The sequence below is a fragment of the Pseudomonas iranensis genome, from assembly GCF_014268585.2.
Classification (GTDB): Bacteria; Pseudomonadota; Gammaproteobacteria; order Pseudomonadales; family Pseudomonadaceae; genus Aquipseudomonas; species Aquipseudomonas iranensis.
The window spans coordinates 598,378-615,287 of record NZ_CP077092.1; the positions used below are offsets into that span (position 1 = coordinate 598,378).

Consider the following 16,910-nt stretch of genomic DNA (forward strand, 5'->3'; position numbering starts at 1 on the left):
ATCAGTCGACATGAATATTGACTGATACACCGCGTTCGCGAGCAGGCTCGCTCCCACAGTTTGGTTTTGGGTCAGCCCAGGAGATCGCGCAGGACCTGGGTGAAGGCTCGGGCGCTTTGCTCTTCGTCGGCATGCCGTCCATCGCGCACCACCCACTGACCATTGACCAGCACATCGCGCACCTGGCGATCGCCGCCGGCGAACAACCAGCGATTGAGAATCCCGTCCCCCGCAGCCGTCGCCAGATACGGATCGTTGCCATCCAGGACAATCCAGTCCGCGCGCTTGCCCACTTCCAACGCGCCAATCGGCTGCCCCAGTGCCTGTGCACCGCCGTCCAGCGCCGCGTCATACAGGGTGCGACCGACCATCGGCTGCTGCGCGCCATACAAGCGATTGCGCCGCTGATCGCGCAGGCGCTGGCCATATTCAAGCCAGCGCAACTCTTCCACCACGCTCAGCGACACATGGCTGTCGGAGCCAATGCCCATGCGCCCGCCCTGTGCGAGGAAATCCACCGCCGGGAAAATCCCGTCACCCAGATTCGCTTCAGTGGTCAGGCACAGCCCGGCGATTGCGCGACTGTTGGCCATCAGCGTGACTTCTTGCGGGTTGGCGTGGGTGGCGTGGACCAGACACCAGCGCTGATCGACTTCAGCGTTCTCGTAGAGCCATTGCAACGGACGACGACCGCTCCAGCTCAGGCAATCGTCGACTTCCTTTTGCTGTTCGGCGATGTGGATGTGCACCGGGCATTGTTTGTCACTGGCCGCCAACACCTCGCTGATTTGCTGCGGCGTCACCGCCCGCAGCGAGTGGAAACACAGGCCCAGCGATTGCGCCTTCTGCTGCGCCAGTAATGGCTGCAACCGCGCTTGCAGATTCAGATAGTTTTCAGTGCTGTTGATAAAGCGACGCTGGCCATCGTTAGGCGTCTGCCCGCCGAATCCGGAATGACTGTAGAGCACTGGCAGCAGGGTCAGACCGATACCGCTTTCGCTGGCGGCCTGGCTGATGCGCAACGCCAGTTCCGCCGGATCGGCGTACGGTTGGCCGTTGCTGTCGTGGTGCACGTAGTGAAATTCGGCGACCGAGGTGTAACCGGCCTTGAGCATTTCGATGTACAGCTGACGGGCGATGATGCCGAGCTGATCCGGGCTGATTTTTCCGACGAGGCGATACATCAGATCGCGCCAGGTCCAGAAACTGTCGTTGGGGTTGCCGGCCACTTCGGCCAATCCAGCCATGGCACGCTGGAAGGCGTGGGAGTGCAGATTGGGCATTCCCGGCAGCAACGGCCCGCGCAGCCGTTCGGCGCCGTCTGCGCTGGAATCGGCCTGGATTCGGGTCAACAGGCCATCGGCGCTGACCTCGAGACGTACATTGTTGGCCCATCCGTTAGGCAGCAGTGCGCGTTCGGCAAAGAAGGCGGACATCGTTCGGCACCCCATCGTGTGTTATTTGTATATACATATACAGACGTTTGCCTGCCCGGTAAACTCCGGCAAGCTAGTCACTTTCATCCAATGAACAGGGATCAACCGTGCCGACTCCGCCTCCAGTTTCTCCGTTGGCCGCGAACATGGGCGACAGTCCGGCGCCCTTGTACGCCCGCGTCAAACAGATGATCACCCAGCAGATCGACAGCGGTAACTGGCCGCCGCACTACCGCGTGCCGTCCGAAAGCGAACTGGTAAGCCAGCTCGGCTTCAGCCGCATGACCATCAACCGCGCCCTGCGCGAGATGACCGCCGACGGCCTGCTGGTGCGCATGCAAGGCGTGGGCACGTTTGTCGCCGAGCCGAAGAGCCAGTCCGCGCTGTTCGAGGTGCACAACATCGCCGATGAAATCGCCTCGCGCGGCCATCGCCATACCTGCCAGGTCATCACCCTCGAAGAAGAGGCCGCCGGTTCCGAACGCGCGCTGGCGCTGGACATGCGCGAAGGCCAGAAGGTCTTCCACTCGCTGATCGTGCACTACGAAAACGGCATTCCGGTGCAAATCGAAGACCGTTTCGTCAACGCCCTGGTCGCGCCGGAATACCTCAAGCAGGACTTCACCCTGCAAACGCCCTACGCCTATCTCAACCAGGTCGCACCGCTGACCGAAGGCGAGCACGTGGTCGAAGCGATTCTGGCCGAGCCGTCGGAGTGCAAGTTGCTGCAGATCGAAAAGGGCGAGCCGTGTCTGCTGATACGCCGGCGAACCTGGTCGGGGCGTCAACCGGTGACGGCGGCGCGTTTGATCCACCCGGGCTCGCGTCATCGTCTGGAAGGGCGCTTTCATAAATGAATTATCAAGTGAAGGTTCTACGCGCCGAAGGCTACCCGCGCATGCCGTGGAAAAACGGCGGCGGCAGCACCGAGGAAATCACCCGTGATGCCGGCGCTGGCCTGGACGGTTTCGGCTGGCGTCTGTCGATCGCCGACATCACCGAATCGGGAGGTTTCTCGACATTTGCCGGTTACCAGCGAGTCATCACTGTGTTGCAGGGCGACGGCATGACCTTGTGCGTCGACGGTGACGATACCCGTCCACTGTTACCCTTGGACCCGTTTGCTTTCAGCGGTGAAAGCCAAGTGTCCTGCACCTTGCTCGGCGGTGCGATTCGCGACTTCAATCTGATCTACGCGCCGCAACGTTACAGCGCGCGATTGCAGTGGCTGGACGGTGAGCAGCGGTTCTTCAGCTCGGCATCGACGGTGCTGGTGTTCAGTGTCAGTGAGCGGATGGACGTGCGTGTTGGCGACGGCGTTTCGCAGCTCGGTCGGCATGATTGTCTGCAACTGGACGGTAACAGTGGGCTGGTCGAAGTCTCCACCAACGCCGCATGCTGCGTGATCGAACTCCTCCAGAACTGAACACACCCCTGTGGCGAGGGGATTTATCCCCGCTGGGTCGCGAAGCGGCCCCATTCCTGATTTAAAAAAGCGGTCTGCTGCGCAGCCCGGCGGGGATAAATCCCCTCGCCACAAAAGCCATCCCCACTCTTGTTTCCCTCCACGCACCAACTTGTTACCGAACGCCCCAGCGTGGCGCAAAACCACGCTCACTTGGCCCAGCCGCATCTCCTCAGAATCTCCTCCCGGAAAATTTCAACCACGCCAGAACCCTCGATTCAGGCGCTCTCCAGCCATGCACGTGATTTTTCCTGAACACTCTTCCAGCAAGTTGGCCGCTTGATTGCATATGCTTGTATGTACAAGTAAAGACGTATGCGTATGAGTCGGTCGAGACTCTCCGCAGCGTCCACTGATTCGCTTGTCGCGCAGCACAGCGCGCAGGCTGCTGCCCACTGCCAGGGTTGGTTTGAATTGATCGCTGAGGAGTCTTTTTCGTGACTGACAATACCCAGAACAGCAACAAGTTTCGTGACGTGCAGATCCGCGCCGCACGCGGTAACACGCTGACCGCCAAGAGCTGGCTGACCGAAGCGCCGCTGCGCATGTTGATGAACAACCTCGACCCGGAAGTCGCCGAGAACCCGAAAGAGTTGGTTGTCTATGGTGGCATCGGCCGCGCTGCGCGCAACTGGGAGTGCTACGACAAGATCGTTGAAAGCCTGACTAATCTGAACGACGACGAAACCCTGCTGGTGCAATCGGGCAAGCCGGTCGGCGTATTCAAGACTCATAGCAACGCGCCGCGCGTGCTGATCGCCAACTCCAACCTGGTGCCGCACTGGGCGAGCTGGGAACACTTCAACGAACTCGACGCAAAAGGCCTGGCCATGTACGGCCAGATGACCGCCGGCAGCTGGATCTACATCGGCAGCCAGGGCATCGTTCAGGGCACCTACGAAACCTTCGTCGAAGCCGGACGCCAGCATTACAACGCTGACCTCAAGGGGCGCTGGGTGTTGACCGCAGGCCTCGGTGGCATGGGCGGCGCGCAACCGCTGGCCGCCACCCTGGCCGGCGCCTGCTCGCTGAACATCGAGTGCCAACAGGTCAGCATCGATTTCCGCCTGAAAAGCCGCTACGTCGATGAGCAAGCCAAAGACCTCGACGACGCTCTGGCGCGCATCGACAAATACACCAAAGAAGGCAAGGCGATTTCCATCGCCCTGCTCGGCAACGCGGCGGAAATCCTGCCGGAGCTGGTCAAGCGTGGCGTGCGCCCGGACATGGTCACCGACCAGACCAGCGCCCACGATCCGCTCAATGGTTACCTGCCGGCCGGCTGGAGCTGGGACGAGTACCGCGCTCGCGCCAAGACCGAACCGGCCGCTGTGATCAAGGCAGCCAAGCAGTCGATGGCGGTGCATGTGAAAGCCATGCTGGAGTTCCAGAAGCAAGGCATTCCGACCTTCGACTACGGCAACAACATCCGTCAGATGGCTCAGGAAGAAGGCGTCGAAAACGCTTTCGATTTCCCGGGCTTCGTGCCGGCCTACATCCGTCCGTTGTTCTGCCGTGGCATCGGCCCGTTCCGTTGGGCGGCGCTGTCGGGTGATCCACAGGACATCTACAAAACCGACGCCAAGGTCAAAGAGTTGATCCCCGACGACGCGCATTTGCACAACTGGCTGGACATGGCCCGCGAGCGCATCAGCTTCCAGGGTCTGCCGGCGCGTATCTGCTGGGTCGGTCTGGGCCAGCGCGCCAAGCTCGGTCTGGCCTTCAACGAAATGGTCCGTAGCGGTGAGCTGTCGGCACCCGTGGTGATCGGCCGCGACCACCTCGACTCCGGCTCGGTAGCCAGTCCCAACCGCGAAACCGAATCGATGCAGGACGGTTCCGACGCTGTGTCCGATTGGCCGCTGCTCAACGCGCTGCTGAACACCGCCAGCGGCGCGACCTGGGTCTCCTTGCACCACGGCGGCGGTGTCGGCATGGGCTTCTCGCAGCATTCGGGGATGGTGATCGTCTGCGACGGTACCGATGAGGCTGCCGAGCGCATCGCTCGCGTGCTGCATAACGACCCGGCGACTGGCGTCATGCGCCATGCCGATGCCGGTTACCAGATTGCCATCGACTGTGCGAAAGAGCAGGGGCTGAATCTGCCGATGATCACTGGCGGGTAACACGCTCTGGTTTTATGTGGGAGCGAGCCTGCTCTCGAAGGCGTCGTGTCAGTCGCTACTGCTGTGACTGATACACCCGATTCGCGAGCAGGCTCGCTCCCACAGAGGAATTTCAGTGAACCCGAACAGCAATCCACAGAGGTTGAATCATGGCGGTTAACAACGAACGTGCAGGCAGTACCCCGTTGATCGAAAGGCGTTCGATCGACTACATCCCGGAAGCGGAAAGACACGGTCGTCTGTTCAGTCAGTTCACCCTGTGGATGGGCGCCAACCTGCAGATCACCGCGATCGTCACCGGGGCCCTGGCCGTGGTGCTTGGCGGTGATGTGTTCTGGTCGTTGATCGGTCTTTTGATCGGCCAACTGCTCGGCGGTGGCGTGATGGCGCTGCATGCCGCGCAGGGGCCGAAACTGGGCTTGCCGCAGATGATCTCCAGCCGTGTGCAATTCGGCGTTTATGGCGCGGCAATTCCAATCGTGCTGGTATGCCTGATGTACCTGGGTTTCACCGCCACCGGTACGGTGCTGTCCGGGCAGGCGCTGGGGCAGTTGTTCGGTGTCAGCGACAGTGTAGGCATCCTGATTTTCGCCAGTGTCATCGTGCTGGTCACGGTGCTCGGTTATCGGGTAATCCACTGGATCGGCCGCGTCGCCAGCGTGATTGGCGTGATCGCTTTTGTGTTCCTGTTCTGGCGGCTGATGAGCCAGACCGACGTTGGTGCGCTCCTGCAGATTCGTCATTTCAGCTGGAGCAGCTTTCTGCTGGCGGTGTCGCTGGCGGCGTCCTGGCAGATCGCTTTCGGCCCGTATGTAGCGGACTACTCGCGTTACCTGCCGAGCGCCACTTCGTCGGTGAAAACCTTCTTCGCCGCCGGTGCCGGTTCGGTGATCGGTGCGCAGGTGGCGATGATCCTCGGCGTATTCGCCGCCGCTTCGGCCAACGGTCAATTTGCCGGTCATGAGGTCGCCTACATCGTCGGCCTCGGCGGTACCGGCGCCACCGCCGCGCTACTGTATTTCAGCATCGCGTTCGGCAAGGTGACCATCTCGACGCTGAACTCCTACGGCAGCTTCATGTGCATCGCCACCATCATCAGTGGCTTCAAAGGGCACCTGACAGTTACCCGCATGCAGCGCCTGGTGTTCGTGCTGTTCATCGTCGGCGCGGCAACCCTGATTGCCCTGCTCGGGCAGCACTCGTTCCTCGGTGCGTTCAAGTCGTTCATCCTGTTTCTGCTCGCCTTCTTCACCCCGTGGAGCGCGATCAATCTGGTCGACTACTACTGCATCACCCGCGAGCGTTACGACGTGCCGGCGCTGGCCGATCCGAACGGCCGCTACGGCCGCTGGAACCTGCTCGGTATCAGCGTCTACGTGTTCGGCGTGCTGGTCCAGCTGCCGTTCATCTCGACCAGGTTCTACACCGGGCCGCTGGTGGCCGCCCTCGGTGATGTCGACATTTCCTGGATCATCGGCCTGGTGCTGCCGGCCGCCGTCTATTACTTCTGCGCAAAGAAATGGCACAGCGCAGTGCCCGATCGCCTGATTCTGCCGGTCGAGCAGAACAGCACCCAACAAGCAAAAAACAGCGGGACCGGTCGCGCTGCGGCGCAGGCCTGATCTGGACGTGGACCAGGCTGGATGCCTCTTGAACTGCCGTAAGCCCATTCATGATTAGGAGCGTCACGACAATGAAATCGAACAAGACCCTGCTGACCACATTGCTGTCCATGGGCCTGTTGGCCAGTGCCGGTGCGACCCAAGCCGCCGGCTGGTGCGAATCGGGCAAACCAGTGAAATTCGCTGGCCTGAACTGGGAAAGCGGCATGCTCCTGACCGACGTTATGCAAGTGGTGCTGGAGAAAGGTTACGGCTGCAAGACCGACAGCCTGCCGGGCAATTCCATCACCATGGAAAACGCTCTGAGCAGCAACGATATTCAAGTGTTCGCCGAAGAGTGGGTCGGCCGCAGCGAGGTCTGGAACAAGGCCGAGAAGGCCGGCAAGGTCGTCGGTGTCGGCGCACCGGTGGTGGGCGCGGTCGAAGGCTGGTACGTGCCGCGTTACGTGATCGAAGGCGACGCCAAGCGCAAGCTCGAGGCGAAAGCCCCGGACCTGAAAAACATCGCTGATCTGGGCAAGTATTCCGCCGTGTTCAAGGATGCCGAAGAGCCGTCCAAGGGCCGCTTCTATAACTGCCCCGCCGGCTGGACCTGCGAGCTCGACAACAGCGAAATGCTCAAGAGCTACGGCTTGGAAAACAGCTACACCAACTTCCGCCCGGGCACAGGACCTGCGCTGGATGCGGCAGTGCTGTCGAGCTACAAGCGCGGCGAGCCGATCCTCTTCTATTACTGGTCGCCGACCCCGCTGATGGGCCAGATCGATGCGGTCAAACTCGAAGAGAAGCCCGGCGTCGACAAGACCGTCAGCATCAAGGTCGGCCTGTCGAAAACCTTCCACGACGAAGCTCCGGAACTGGTCGCCGTGCTGGAAAAGGTCAACCTGCCGATCGACCTGCTCAATCAGAACCTCGGGCGCATGGCCAAGGAACGTATCGAGTCGGCAAAACTGGCGAAAATCTTCCTCAAGGAACATCCTGAAGTCTGGCACGCATGGGTGAGCGACGACGCAGCCAAGAAAATCGACGCGGCCTTGTAGGTCAGGTTTCCCGGCTGCCAGCACGGCAGCCGGACGCTTGATCGCAACCCCTTGATTGAGAGTCCCTTATGTTTCCCGAAAGCTTTACCTTTTCCATCGCCGACTGGGTCAACGGTTGGGTCGATTCGCTGGTGACCAACTACGGCGACGTGTTCCGGCATATCTCCGACACGCTGCTGTGGGCCATCGTCAGTCTCGAAGGTTTGCTGCGTGCGGCGCCGTGGTGGTTGATGCTGGCAATCGTCGGTGTCATCGCCTGGCACGCCACGCGCAAAGTCGTGACCACCGCCGTGATTGTCGGTCTGTTGTTTCTGGTGGGTGCGGTCGGCCTCTGGGACAAACTCATGCAGACCCTGGCGCTGATGATGGTCGCGACGATCATTTCGGTGCTGATCGGCATCCCGCTGGGGATCCTCTCAGCGCGCAGCAATCGTCTGCGTTCGGTGCTGATGCCGCTGCTCGATATCATGCAGACCATGCCGAGTTTCGTGTACCTGATCCCGGTACTGATGCTGTTCGGTCTGGGCAAAGTACCGGCGATTTTCGCCACGGTGATCTACGCCGCGCCGCCGCTGATTCGCCTGACCGACCTCGGTATTCGTCAGGTCGACGGTGAAGTGATGGAAGCGATCAACGCCTTCGGCGCCAACCGCTGGCAGCAGCTGTTCGGCGTGCAACTGCCGCTGGCGCTGCCGAGCATCATGGCCGGGATCAACCAGACCACGATGATGGCCCTGTCGATGGTGGTGATCGCCTCGATGATCGGCGCCCGTGGCCTCGGTGAAGACGTACTGGTGGGGATTCAGACCCTCAACGTCGGCCGGGGTCTCGAAGCCGGGCTGGCGATCGTGATTCTCGCGGTGGTCATCGACCGCATCACTCAAGCGTACGGTCGGCCACGCCATGAGGTGAGCAAATGAGCAACGCAAGCGTGAGCAAGATCGAAGTGCGCAACGTCTTCAAGATTTTCGGCAACCGCGCCAAGGATGCGCTGGCCATGGTCGGCCAGGGCAAGAGCAAGGACCAGGTGCTCAACGAAACCGGTTGCGTGGTCGGCGTGAACGACTTGTCGCTGAGCATCGGCACCGGCGAAATCTTTGTGATCATGGGCCTGTCCGGCTCGGGCAAATCCACCCTGGTACGGCATTTCAATCGCCTGATCGACCCCACCAGCGGGGCGATTCTGGTCGATGGCGAGGACATCCTGCAGTACGACATGGACGCCCTGCGCGAATTTCGTCGACACAAGATCAGCATGGTGTTCCAGAGTTTCGGCCTGCTGCCGCACAAGACCGTGCTCGATAACGTCGCCTACGGTTTGAAAGTCCGTGGCGAAAGCAAGCAGGTCTGCGCCGAACGCGCGCTGCACTGGATCAACACCGTCGGCCTCAAAGGCTACGAAAACAAATACCCGCACCAGCTCTCCGGCGGCATGCGTCAGCGCGTCGGCCTGGCCCGTGCGTTGGCGGCGGACACCGACATCATCCTCATGGACGAAGCATTCAGTGCGCTGGACCCGCTGATCCGCGCCGAAATGCAGGACCAGTTGCTGGAACTGCAAAAGACCCTGCACAAAACCATCGTCTTCATCACCCACGACCTCGACGAAGCCGTGCGCATCGGCAATCGCATCGCGATTCTCAAGGATGGTCGGTTGATACAGGTGGGCACGCCAAGAGAGATCCTGCATTCGCCGGCGGATGAGTATGTCGACCGGTTCGTACAGCGGCGGGCGGCGGTGGTGTGACGCTGAGTGGCCGTTGTGGTGAGGGGATTTATCCCCGTTCGGCTGCGAAGCAGTCGTAAAACCGGCCACTGCGGTCTGTCTGACGGATTTGCGGGCATGGTTTGGGGCGGCTTCGCCACCCAACGGGGATAAATCCCCTCACCACAGGGTTACCGGCATCAACAGAATTGGTATGAGGTTTTAGATGTCCCAGGCTGAAAAAATCGTTATCACAGGCAGCCCTATGCGTTGGCAGGACGTGGTCGCTGTCGCCCGTCACGGTGCGCCGCTGGATCTGTCTAGCGACACCTGGGCGCGCATCGACAACGCTCAGGCCATCGTTCAGCGCATCGTCGCCAGCGGCGAGCGCGCCTATGGTGTCAACACCGGTCTGGGCGGTTTGTCGAACGTCTCGCTGCAGGACGAACAGCTCAGCCAACTCTCGCGCAACACCTTGCTCAGCCATGCCTGCGGTGTCGGCCCGGTGCTTAGCAACGAGCAGACCCGCGCAATCATCTGCGCTGCCGTTCACAACTACAGCCACGGCAAGTCCGGCCTGCATCGGCGTGTGGTCGAGGGGCTGCTGGCGCTGCTCAATCGCGGCATCACCCCGCAGGTGCCGTCGCAGGGTTCGGTGGGTTACCTGACGCACATGGCGCACATCGGCATCGCGTTGCTCGGCGTTGGCAATGTCAGCTATCGCGGGCGGATCATTTCGGCGCAACAGGCGCTGGCCGAGGAGGGTCTGCAACCTGTGCAGCTCGGCGCGAAGGATGGCTTGTGTCTGGTCAACGGCACGCCGTGCATGACCGGCCTCAGTTGCCTGGCGATTGCCGACGCTACGCGGCTGCTGCAATGGGCCGATGTCATTGGTGCGATGAGTTTCGAAGCCCAGCGCGGCCAGGTCGATGCCTTCGATGCCGAGATCATTGCGCTCAAGCCGCATCCGGGCATGCAGCAGGTCGGCAACAACCTGCGCGCCTTGCTCGATGGCAGCGAAGTGATCGCCGCGAGCAAAGGCATTCGCACTCAGGATGCGCTGAGCATTCGTTCGATCCCGCAGGTCCACGGCGCCGCCCGTGATCAACTGAAGCATGCGATCAAACAGGTCGAAGCCGAACTCAACGGCTGCACCGACAACCCGTTACTGCTCGGCACGCCGGACAATTTCCGGGTGATGTCGCAGGCCAACCCGCACGGTCAATCCGTGGCGATGGCGGCGGATCTGCTGGCGATTGCCATGGCCGAAATCGGCTCGATTGCCGAGCGCCGTCTCGACCGTTTGGTCAATCCGCACGTCAGCGGTCTGCCGGCGTTTCTGGTGGCCAATCCCGGGGTCAACTCGGGGATGATGATCGTGCAATACGTCGCCGCCTCGCTGTGTGCGGAAAACCGTCAATTGGCGCAACCGGCGGTACTCGACAACTACATCACCTCGGGCCTGCAGGAAGATCACCTGAGCATGGGCACCAACGCCGCACTGAAGCTGCATCGCGCGCTGGAAAACTGCACGCAGATCCTCGCGATTGAATACCTGCTGGCGGCGCAGGCGTTTGAATTCCTCAAGGAACAGCGCTTTGGCGTGGGCACTGACCGCGCGTGGAAACTGCTGCGCGAAACGGTCCCCGCCTACGATCAGGATCGCTGGCTGGCGCCGGATATCGCCGCCGCTGCGACCGTGCTGAAAGACCCGAATCTGCCGCACAACGTCCTACCGAATTTGCACTGACAACTACCCATACCAGCGTGCCAAGGCGTGGATCGTTCACAAGACGAGAAGCGACGGATAACGGAATGCTCCGGAGCGACTGGTAGTTAATAACAATGCCTGACAGGAGCATTTTAATGACTGCGCTGAACTTGATCCCCGGCCAACTGAGCCTGGCCCAACTGCGTGACGTCTATCAGAACCCGGTCACACTGACCCTCGACAACAGCGCCAGCGCGCAGGTCGAGGCCAGCGTCGCCTGCGTCGAACAGATTCTTGCGGAGAACCGCACCGCCTACGGCATCAACACCGGTTTCGGCCTGCTGGCCTCGACGCGCATCGCCAGCGAAGACCTGGAGAACCTGCAGCGTTCGCTGGTGCTCTCGCACGCTGCCGGCGTCGGCCAGCCGATCAGCGATGAGCTGGTGCGACTGATCATGGTGCTCAAGGTCAACAGCCTCAGCCGGGGTTTTTCCGGCATCCGTCGGCAGGTGATCGATGCGCTGATCGCGCTGATCAATGCCGAGGTCTATCCGCACATTCCGTTGAAAGGTTCGGTCGGTGCGTCGGGGGATCTGGCGCCGTTGGCCCACATGTCGCTGGTGCTGCTGGGCGAGGGCAAGGCCCGCTACAAGGGCGAATGGCTTGAAGCCACCGAAGCGCTGAAAGTGGCTGGTCTGACGCCGCTGACCCTGGCGGCGAAAGAAGGTCTGGCGCTGCTCAACGGTACTCAGGTTTCCACGGCGTTTGCGCTGCGCGGTTTGTTCGAAGGCGAAGATCTGTTTGCCGGTGCAGTGGCGCTGGGCAGTCTTACTGTTGAAGCCGTGCTCGGTTCGCGCTCGCCGTTCGACGCGCGCATTCACGCTGCACGTGGGCAGAAAGGTCAGATCGATGCCGCTGCCGCGTACCGCGATCTGCTCGGTGAGCGCAGCGAAGTCTCCGCCTCGCACCAGAATTGCGACAAGGTCCAGGACCCGTACTCGCTGCGCTGCCAGCCGCAAGTCATGGGCGCCTGCCTGACCCAGTTCCGTCAGGCCGCTGAAGTGCTGGCGGTCGAAGCCAACGCGGTTTCCGACAACCCGCTGGTATTCGCCGCTGAAGGCGACGTGATTTCCGGCGGCAACTTCCACGCCGAACCGGTGGCCATGGCCGCTGACAACATGGCGCTGGCCATCGCTGAAATCGGCTCGCTGAGCGAGCGGCGCATCTCGCTGATGATGGACAAGCACATGTCGCAACTGCCGCCGTTCCTGGTGGCCAATGGCGGGGTGAACTCCGGTTTCATGATCGCCCAGGTCACCGCTGCGGCGTTGGCCAGCGAAAACAAGGCGTTGTCCCATCCACATTCGGTGGACAGCCTGCCGACCTCGGCCAACCAGGAAGACCACGTGTCGATGGCTCCGGCCGCCGGCAAGCGGCTGTGGGAAATGGCTGAGAACACTCGCGGCATTCTCGCCGTGGAATGGCTGGCGGCGGTGCAGGGCCTGGATCTGCGCAACGGCCTGAAGACTTCGCCGAAGCTGGAACAGGCACGGGCGATTTTGCGCAAGGAAGTGGCGTTTTACGAGAAGGACCGGTTCTTCGCCCCGGACATCAATGCGGCGACCGAGTTGCTGGCTTCGCGGTGTTTGACTGAGCTGGTTCCGGCGAAGCTTTTGCCGAGCCTTTAACCCTACCCACTGATCGTTCCCACGCTCTGCGTGGGAATGCCTCAAGGGACGCTCCGCGTCCAGTGACGCGGAGCGTCACGGGCTGCATTCCTTTGCTGCGCGTGGGAACGATCACTATAAGAGGAACCGGGATGAAAACCCTCTGGCAACACTGCCACGTCGCAACCATGGCCAACGGCGCCTATTCGATCATCGAGGATGCCGCGATCGTGACGTCCGGCACGCTGATCGAGTGGATCGGCCCACGCACTCAATTGCCGTCCGGCGAATACCCGGCGGTCAATGATTTGCAGGGTGCGTGGGTCACCCCCGGTCTGATCGACTGCCACACCCACACCGTGTTCGGCGGCAACCGCAGCGGCGAGTTCGAGCAGCGTCTGCAAGGCGTCAGCTATGCCGAGATCGCTGCGCAGGGCGGCGGCATCGCCAGCACCGTGCGCGCCACTCGCGACGCCACTGAGGACGAGCTGTTCGCCAGCGCCGCCAAACGCCTGAAAAGCCTGATGCGCGACGGCGTGACCACGGTGGAAATGAAATCGGGCTACGGTCTCGATCTGGCCAACGAGCGCAAGCTGCTGCGGGTCATCCGGCGCCTGGCCGAAGAGCTGCCGATCAGCGTGCGCAGCACTTGCCTGGCGGCGCACGCGTTGCCGCCGGAGTACAAGGATCGCGCCGACGACTACATCGATCTGGTCTGCGAGCAGATGCTCCCGGCCCTTGCCGCCGAAGGTCTGGTCGATGCCGTGGATGCGTTCTGCGAATATCTGGCGTTTTCGCCGGAGCAGGTCGAGCGGGTGTTCGTCGCCGCGCAACAACTCGGTCTGCCGGTGAAACTCCACGCCGAGCAATTGTCCTCGCTGCACGGCTCCAGCCTCGCCGCGCGCTACAAAGCCTTGTCCGCCGATCATCTGGAATACATGGACGAGGACGATGCCATCGCGATGGCAGCCGCCGACACCGTCGCCGTACTGCTGCCAGGCGCGTTCTACTTTCTGCGCGAAACCCAATTGCCGCCAATGGACGCGCTGCGCAAGCACAAGGTGAAGATCGCCATCGCCAGCGACCTCAACCCCGGCACCTCGCCAGCGCTGTCGTTGCGTCTGATGCTGAACATGGCCTGCACCTGTTTCCGCATGACCCCGGAAGAAGCTCTGGCCGGAGCGACCCTCCATGCCGCGCAGGCGTTGGGCATGGCGCAGACCCATGGCTCGCTGGAGGTTGGCAAGGTCGCCGACTTTGTCGCGTGGGACATCGAGCGTCCGGCGGATCTGGCCTATTGGCTCGGTGGCGATCTGGACAAGCGCGTCGTGCGTCACGGCGTCGAATCGAATCTGTAGGAGAACGGTTGTGGACAAGGTTCTGAGTTTCAAACAAGGCCGCGTGCCGCTGCTGATCAGCATGCCCCATGCGGGTGTGCGTCTGACCCCAACGGTCGAGGCCGGGCTGATCCCCGCTGCGAGAAGCCTGCCGGACACCGACTGGCATATTCCGCAGCTCTACGATTTTGCCGAGGAACTGGGCGCCAGCACCCTGGCTGCCGAGTATTCGCGTTTCGTCATCGACCTCAACCGGCCGTCCGACGACAAGCCGTTGTATGCCGGGGCGACCACCGGGTTGTATCCGGCGACGTTGTTCGACGGCATTCCGTTGTTTGAGGAGGGGCAGGAGCCGTCGAAAGAGGAGCGCGCAACATACCTGGAGCAGATCTGGACGCCGTATCACCGCACCTTGCAGGAGGAACTGGCGCGACTGAAAGCCGAATTCGGCTACGCGCTGTTGTTCGATGCGCACTCGATCCGCTCGATCATCCCGCACCTGTTCGACGGCAAACTGCCAGACTTCAACCTTGGCACCTTCAATGGCGCCAGCTGTGATCCACAATTGGCCAGTCAACTGGAAGCGATCTGCGCGCAGCACGAGCAGTTCACCCATGTGCTCAACGGTCGCTTCAAGGGCGGACACATCACCCGCCAATACGGCGACCCTGCGCAGAACATCCACGCCGTGCAGCTGGAACTGTGCCAGTCCACCTACATGGAAGAGTTCGAACCGTTCCGCTACCGCGCCGACCTCGCGGAGCCGACGCGGGTGGTGCTCAGGGAATTGCTGCAGGGCTACCTGGCCTGGGCAAAATCTCACTACAGCGCCTAACCCCTGTGGGAGCGAGCCTGCTCGCGAAGACGTCCGTTCAGCCGACAACCAGGCCGAATGTCACACCGCGTTCGCGAGCAGGCTCGCTCCCACAGGATCGCGTTCAGCCCGTGAGGGTGATGGCTGACAAACGGTGACAGCGCACAGGCATGCTCATTGACGCAAATCGGGTTTATGATGCCCAACGGCAGAATAATACGAGTCCCCCCAGGGATGACCTCGACCCCTTACGGAGCGCGCAATGCAGACTTTGTTTCCGCAGATCAAACCCCACGCCCGGCACGATCTGGCTGTCGATGACACCCATACGCTGTACGTCGATGAAAGCGGCTCGCCGGAAGGTTTGCCGGTGGTGTTCATCCACGGTGGCCCCGGCGCCGGCTGCGACGCCCAGAGCCGGCGCTATTTCGATCCGAACCTGTATCGCATTGTCACCTTCGACCAGCGCGGCTGCGGTCGCTCCACCCCGCACGCCAGCCTGGAAAACAACACCACCTGGGATCTGGTCGAGGACCTGGAGCGCATCCGCAAACACCTTGGCATTGAAAAATGGGTGTTGTTCGGCGGCTCGTGGGGTTCGACCCTGGCGCTGGCCTACGCGCAAACCCACCCGGAGCGGGTCCATGGTCTGATTCTGCGCGGGATCTTTCTCTGCCGTCCGCAGGAAATCGAATGGTTCTATCAGGCCGGCGCCAGCCGTCTGTTCCCCGATTACTGGCAGGACTACATCGCGCCGATCCCGCTGGACGAGCGCGACGACCTGCTCAACGCTTTCCACAAACGCCTGATCGGCAACGATCAGATCGCCCAGATGCATGCGGCGAAGGCTTGGTCGACCTGGGAAGGGCGCACCGCGACCCTGCGCCCGAACCCGCTGGTGGTCGATCGTTTCTCCGAGCCGCAGCGCGCGCTGTCGATTGCGCGGATCGAATGCCACTACTTCACCAACAACGCCTTCCTTGAGCCGAACCAGTTGATCCGCGACATGGGCAAGATCGCTCATCTGCCCGGCGTGATCATCCACGGTCGCTACGACGTGATCTGCCCGCTCGACAACGCCTGGGAATTGCACCAGGCCTGGCCGAACAGTGAATTGCAGGTGATCCGCGACGCCGGCCACGCCGCGTCCGAGCCGGGCATCACCGATGCGCTGGTGCGCGCCGCGAGCAAAATGGCCCAGCGCCTGCTCGACCTGCCACTCGAAGAAGCATGAAGGCGCTGTTGCAACGCGTACGCGGCGCGCGGGTAGAGGTCGCCGGCGAGGTAGTCGGCGCGGTCGATCAGGGTTTGCTGGTGCTGGTTGCGGTAGAACCCGACGACACGCGTACCAGCGCCGACAAACTTCTGCATAAGCTGCTTAACTATCGAGTATTCAGTGACGCCGAGGGCAAGATGAATCTGTCCCTGGCGGATGTGGGTGGCGGGTTGCTGCTGGTCTCTCAGTTCACCCTCGCCGCCGACACCAAAAGCGGCCTGCGTCCGAGCTTTTCCACGGCCGCACCGCCGGCGCTGGGTGAAGAATTGTTCGACTATTTATTGAGTCAGGCGAAACAGGTGCATGGCACTGTGGCATCAGGTAGATTCGGCGCCGATATGCAGGTGCACCTGGTCAACGATGGCCCGGTAACCTTCCTGTTACAGACCTGACAGTGCCTGAAACATGTTTTTCGGCAATTTCGACTGTTTTTAGGCTGTTTTCGCGATAAATACTTTGTTACCCCTGATGCGTTGTCATCCGGGCTACTAGATAATCGCGCGCTGCGGGGATCGACATTCGTTGATCCGTTTTGACTTAGGTAGAGACTTGTCTGGATCCGATTGGGGAATCATTTTGCCCCGGCGGAGTCGGAACAATGCTCGCCAACCTGGCATGAGCGGTCTGTACGGCCATTTTTGTCAGCATTATTTCGAGGGCCATGAAGCCAGAGGCAAGGCGCTGCGACGACTCATAGCTCGCTATGGGGAG

Annotated in this window: 14 protein-coding genes; 13 read left to right on the plus strand and 1 reads right to left on the minus strand. The window is 61.5% G+C overall.

The window, feature by feature from the left end; translation table 11 throughout:
* Positions 1 to 71 precede the first annotated feature (71 nt).
* Positions 72 to 1,436 (minus strand): formimidoylglutamate deiminase, encoded by a 1,365-nt coding sequence (locus HU724_RS02675; RefSeq protein WP_186568617.1) that lies wholly within the window; start codon positions 1,434 to 1,436, stop codon positions 72 to 74.
* A gap of 146 nt (positions 1,437 to 1,582) precedes the next feature.
* Here HU724_RS02675 and hutC point away from each other — a divergent pair, with 146 nt between their 5' ends.
* From hutC to dtd, 13 genes are all read left to right on the plus strand, one after another.
* Positions 1,583 to 2,293: a histidine utilization transcriptional repressor HutC gene (gene hutC / locus HU724_RS02680; RefSeq protein WP_162999786.1), complete on the plus strand. Its 711-nt coding sequence runs from the start codon at positions 1,583 to 1,585 to the stop codon at positions 2,291 to 2,293.
* Entirely contained in the window at positions 2,290 to 2,862 is a 573-nt protein-coding gene (locus HU724_RS02685; protein ID WP_186568619.1) for a HutD/Ves family protein, read from the plus strand. The genes hutC and HU724_RS02685 overlap by 4 nt, the downstream gene beginning before the upstream one ends.
* A gap of 476 nt (positions 2,863 to 3,338) precedes the next feature.
* On the plus strand, positions 3,339 to 5,027 hold the full coding sequence (gene hutU / locus HU724_RS02690) for a urocanate hydratase (RefSeq protein WP_016772090.1): 1,689 nt from the start codon (positions 3,339 to 3,341) through the stop codon (positions 5,025 to 5,027).
* Positions 5,028 to 5,176: 149 nt separating this feature from the next.
* Complete coding sequence (locus HU724_RS02695; protein ID WP_186568621.1) at positions 5,177 to 6,649, plus strand: purine-cytosine permease family protein; 1,473 nt, start codon at positions 5,177 to 5,179, stop codon at positions 6,647 to 6,649.
* A 71-nt stretch (positions 6,650 to 6,720) separates the two neighbouring features.
* Positions 6,721 to 7,689 carry an ABC transporter substrate-binding protein gene (locus HU724_RS02700; protein ID WP_041477544.1) on the plus strand — a complete coding sequence of 323 codons (969 nt, stop codon included), beginning with the start codon at positions 6,721 to 6,723 and terminating at the stop codon, positions 7,687 to 7,689.
* 68 nt (positions 7,690 to 7,757) lie between these two features.
* Positions 7,758 to 8,609, plus strand: a complete 852-nt coding sequence (locus HU724_RS02705; protein ID WP_016772087.1) for an ABC transporter permease — start codon at positions 7,758 to 7,760, stop codon at positions 8,607 to 8,609.
* Complete coding sequence (locus HU724_RS02710; RefSeq protein WP_016772086.1) at positions 8,606 to 9,436, plus strand: quaternary amine ABC transporter ATP-binding protein; 831 nt, start codon at positions 8,606 to 8,608, stop codon at positions 9,434 to 9,436. Before HU724_RS02705 ends, HU724_RS02710 begins: the two co-directional genes overlap by 4 nt.
* 184 nt (positions 9,437 to 9,620) lie before the next feature.
* Positions 9,621 to 11,144, plus strand: a complete 1,524-nt coding sequence (hutH, locus tag HU724_RS02715; protein ID WP_186568623.1) for a histidine ammonia-lyase — start codon at positions 9,621 to 9,623, stop codon at positions 11,142 to 11,144.
* Between the two features lie 116 nt (positions 11,145 to 11,260).
* A complete protein-coding gene (gene hutH, locus HU724_RS02720) occupies positions 11,261 to 12,793 on the plus strand; it encodes a histidine ammonia-lyase (protein WP_186568625.1) in 1,533 nt (510 codons plus the stop codon).
* A gap of 131 nt (positions 12,794 to 12,924) precedes the next feature.
* Positions 12,925 to 14,130 carry an imidazolonepropionase gene (gene hutI / locus HU724_RS02725; RefSeq protein ID WP_186568627.1) on the plus strand — a complete coding sequence of 402 codons (1,206 nt, stop codon included), beginning with the start codon at positions 12,925 to 12,927 and terminating at the stop codon, positions 14,128 to 14,130.
* A 10-nt stretch (positions 14,131 to 14,140) separates the two neighbouring features.
* Positions 14,141 to 14,944, plus strand: coding sequence for an N-formylglutamate deformylase (gene hutG / locus HU724_RS02730; protein WP_186568629.1), 804 nt, complete (start codon positions 14,141 to 14,143; stop codon positions 14,942 to 14,944).
* 241 nt (positions 14,945 to 15,185) lie between these two features.
* Positions 15,186 to 16,157 (plus strand): prolyl aminopeptidase, encoded by a 972-nt coding sequence (gene pip / locus HU724_RS02735; RefSeq protein WP_024011249.1) that lies wholly within the window; start codon positions 15,186 to 15,188, stop codon positions 16,155 to 16,157.
* A complete protein-coding gene (dtd, locus tag HU724_RS02740; protein ID WP_122601419.1) occupies positions 16,154 to 16,591 on the plus strand; it encodes a D-aminoacyl-tRNA deacylase in 438 nt (145 codons plus the stop codon). The genes pip and dtd overlap by 4 nt, the downstream gene beginning before the upstream one ends.
* The last annotated feature ends 319 nt before the right edge of the window (positions 16,592 to 16,910 follow it).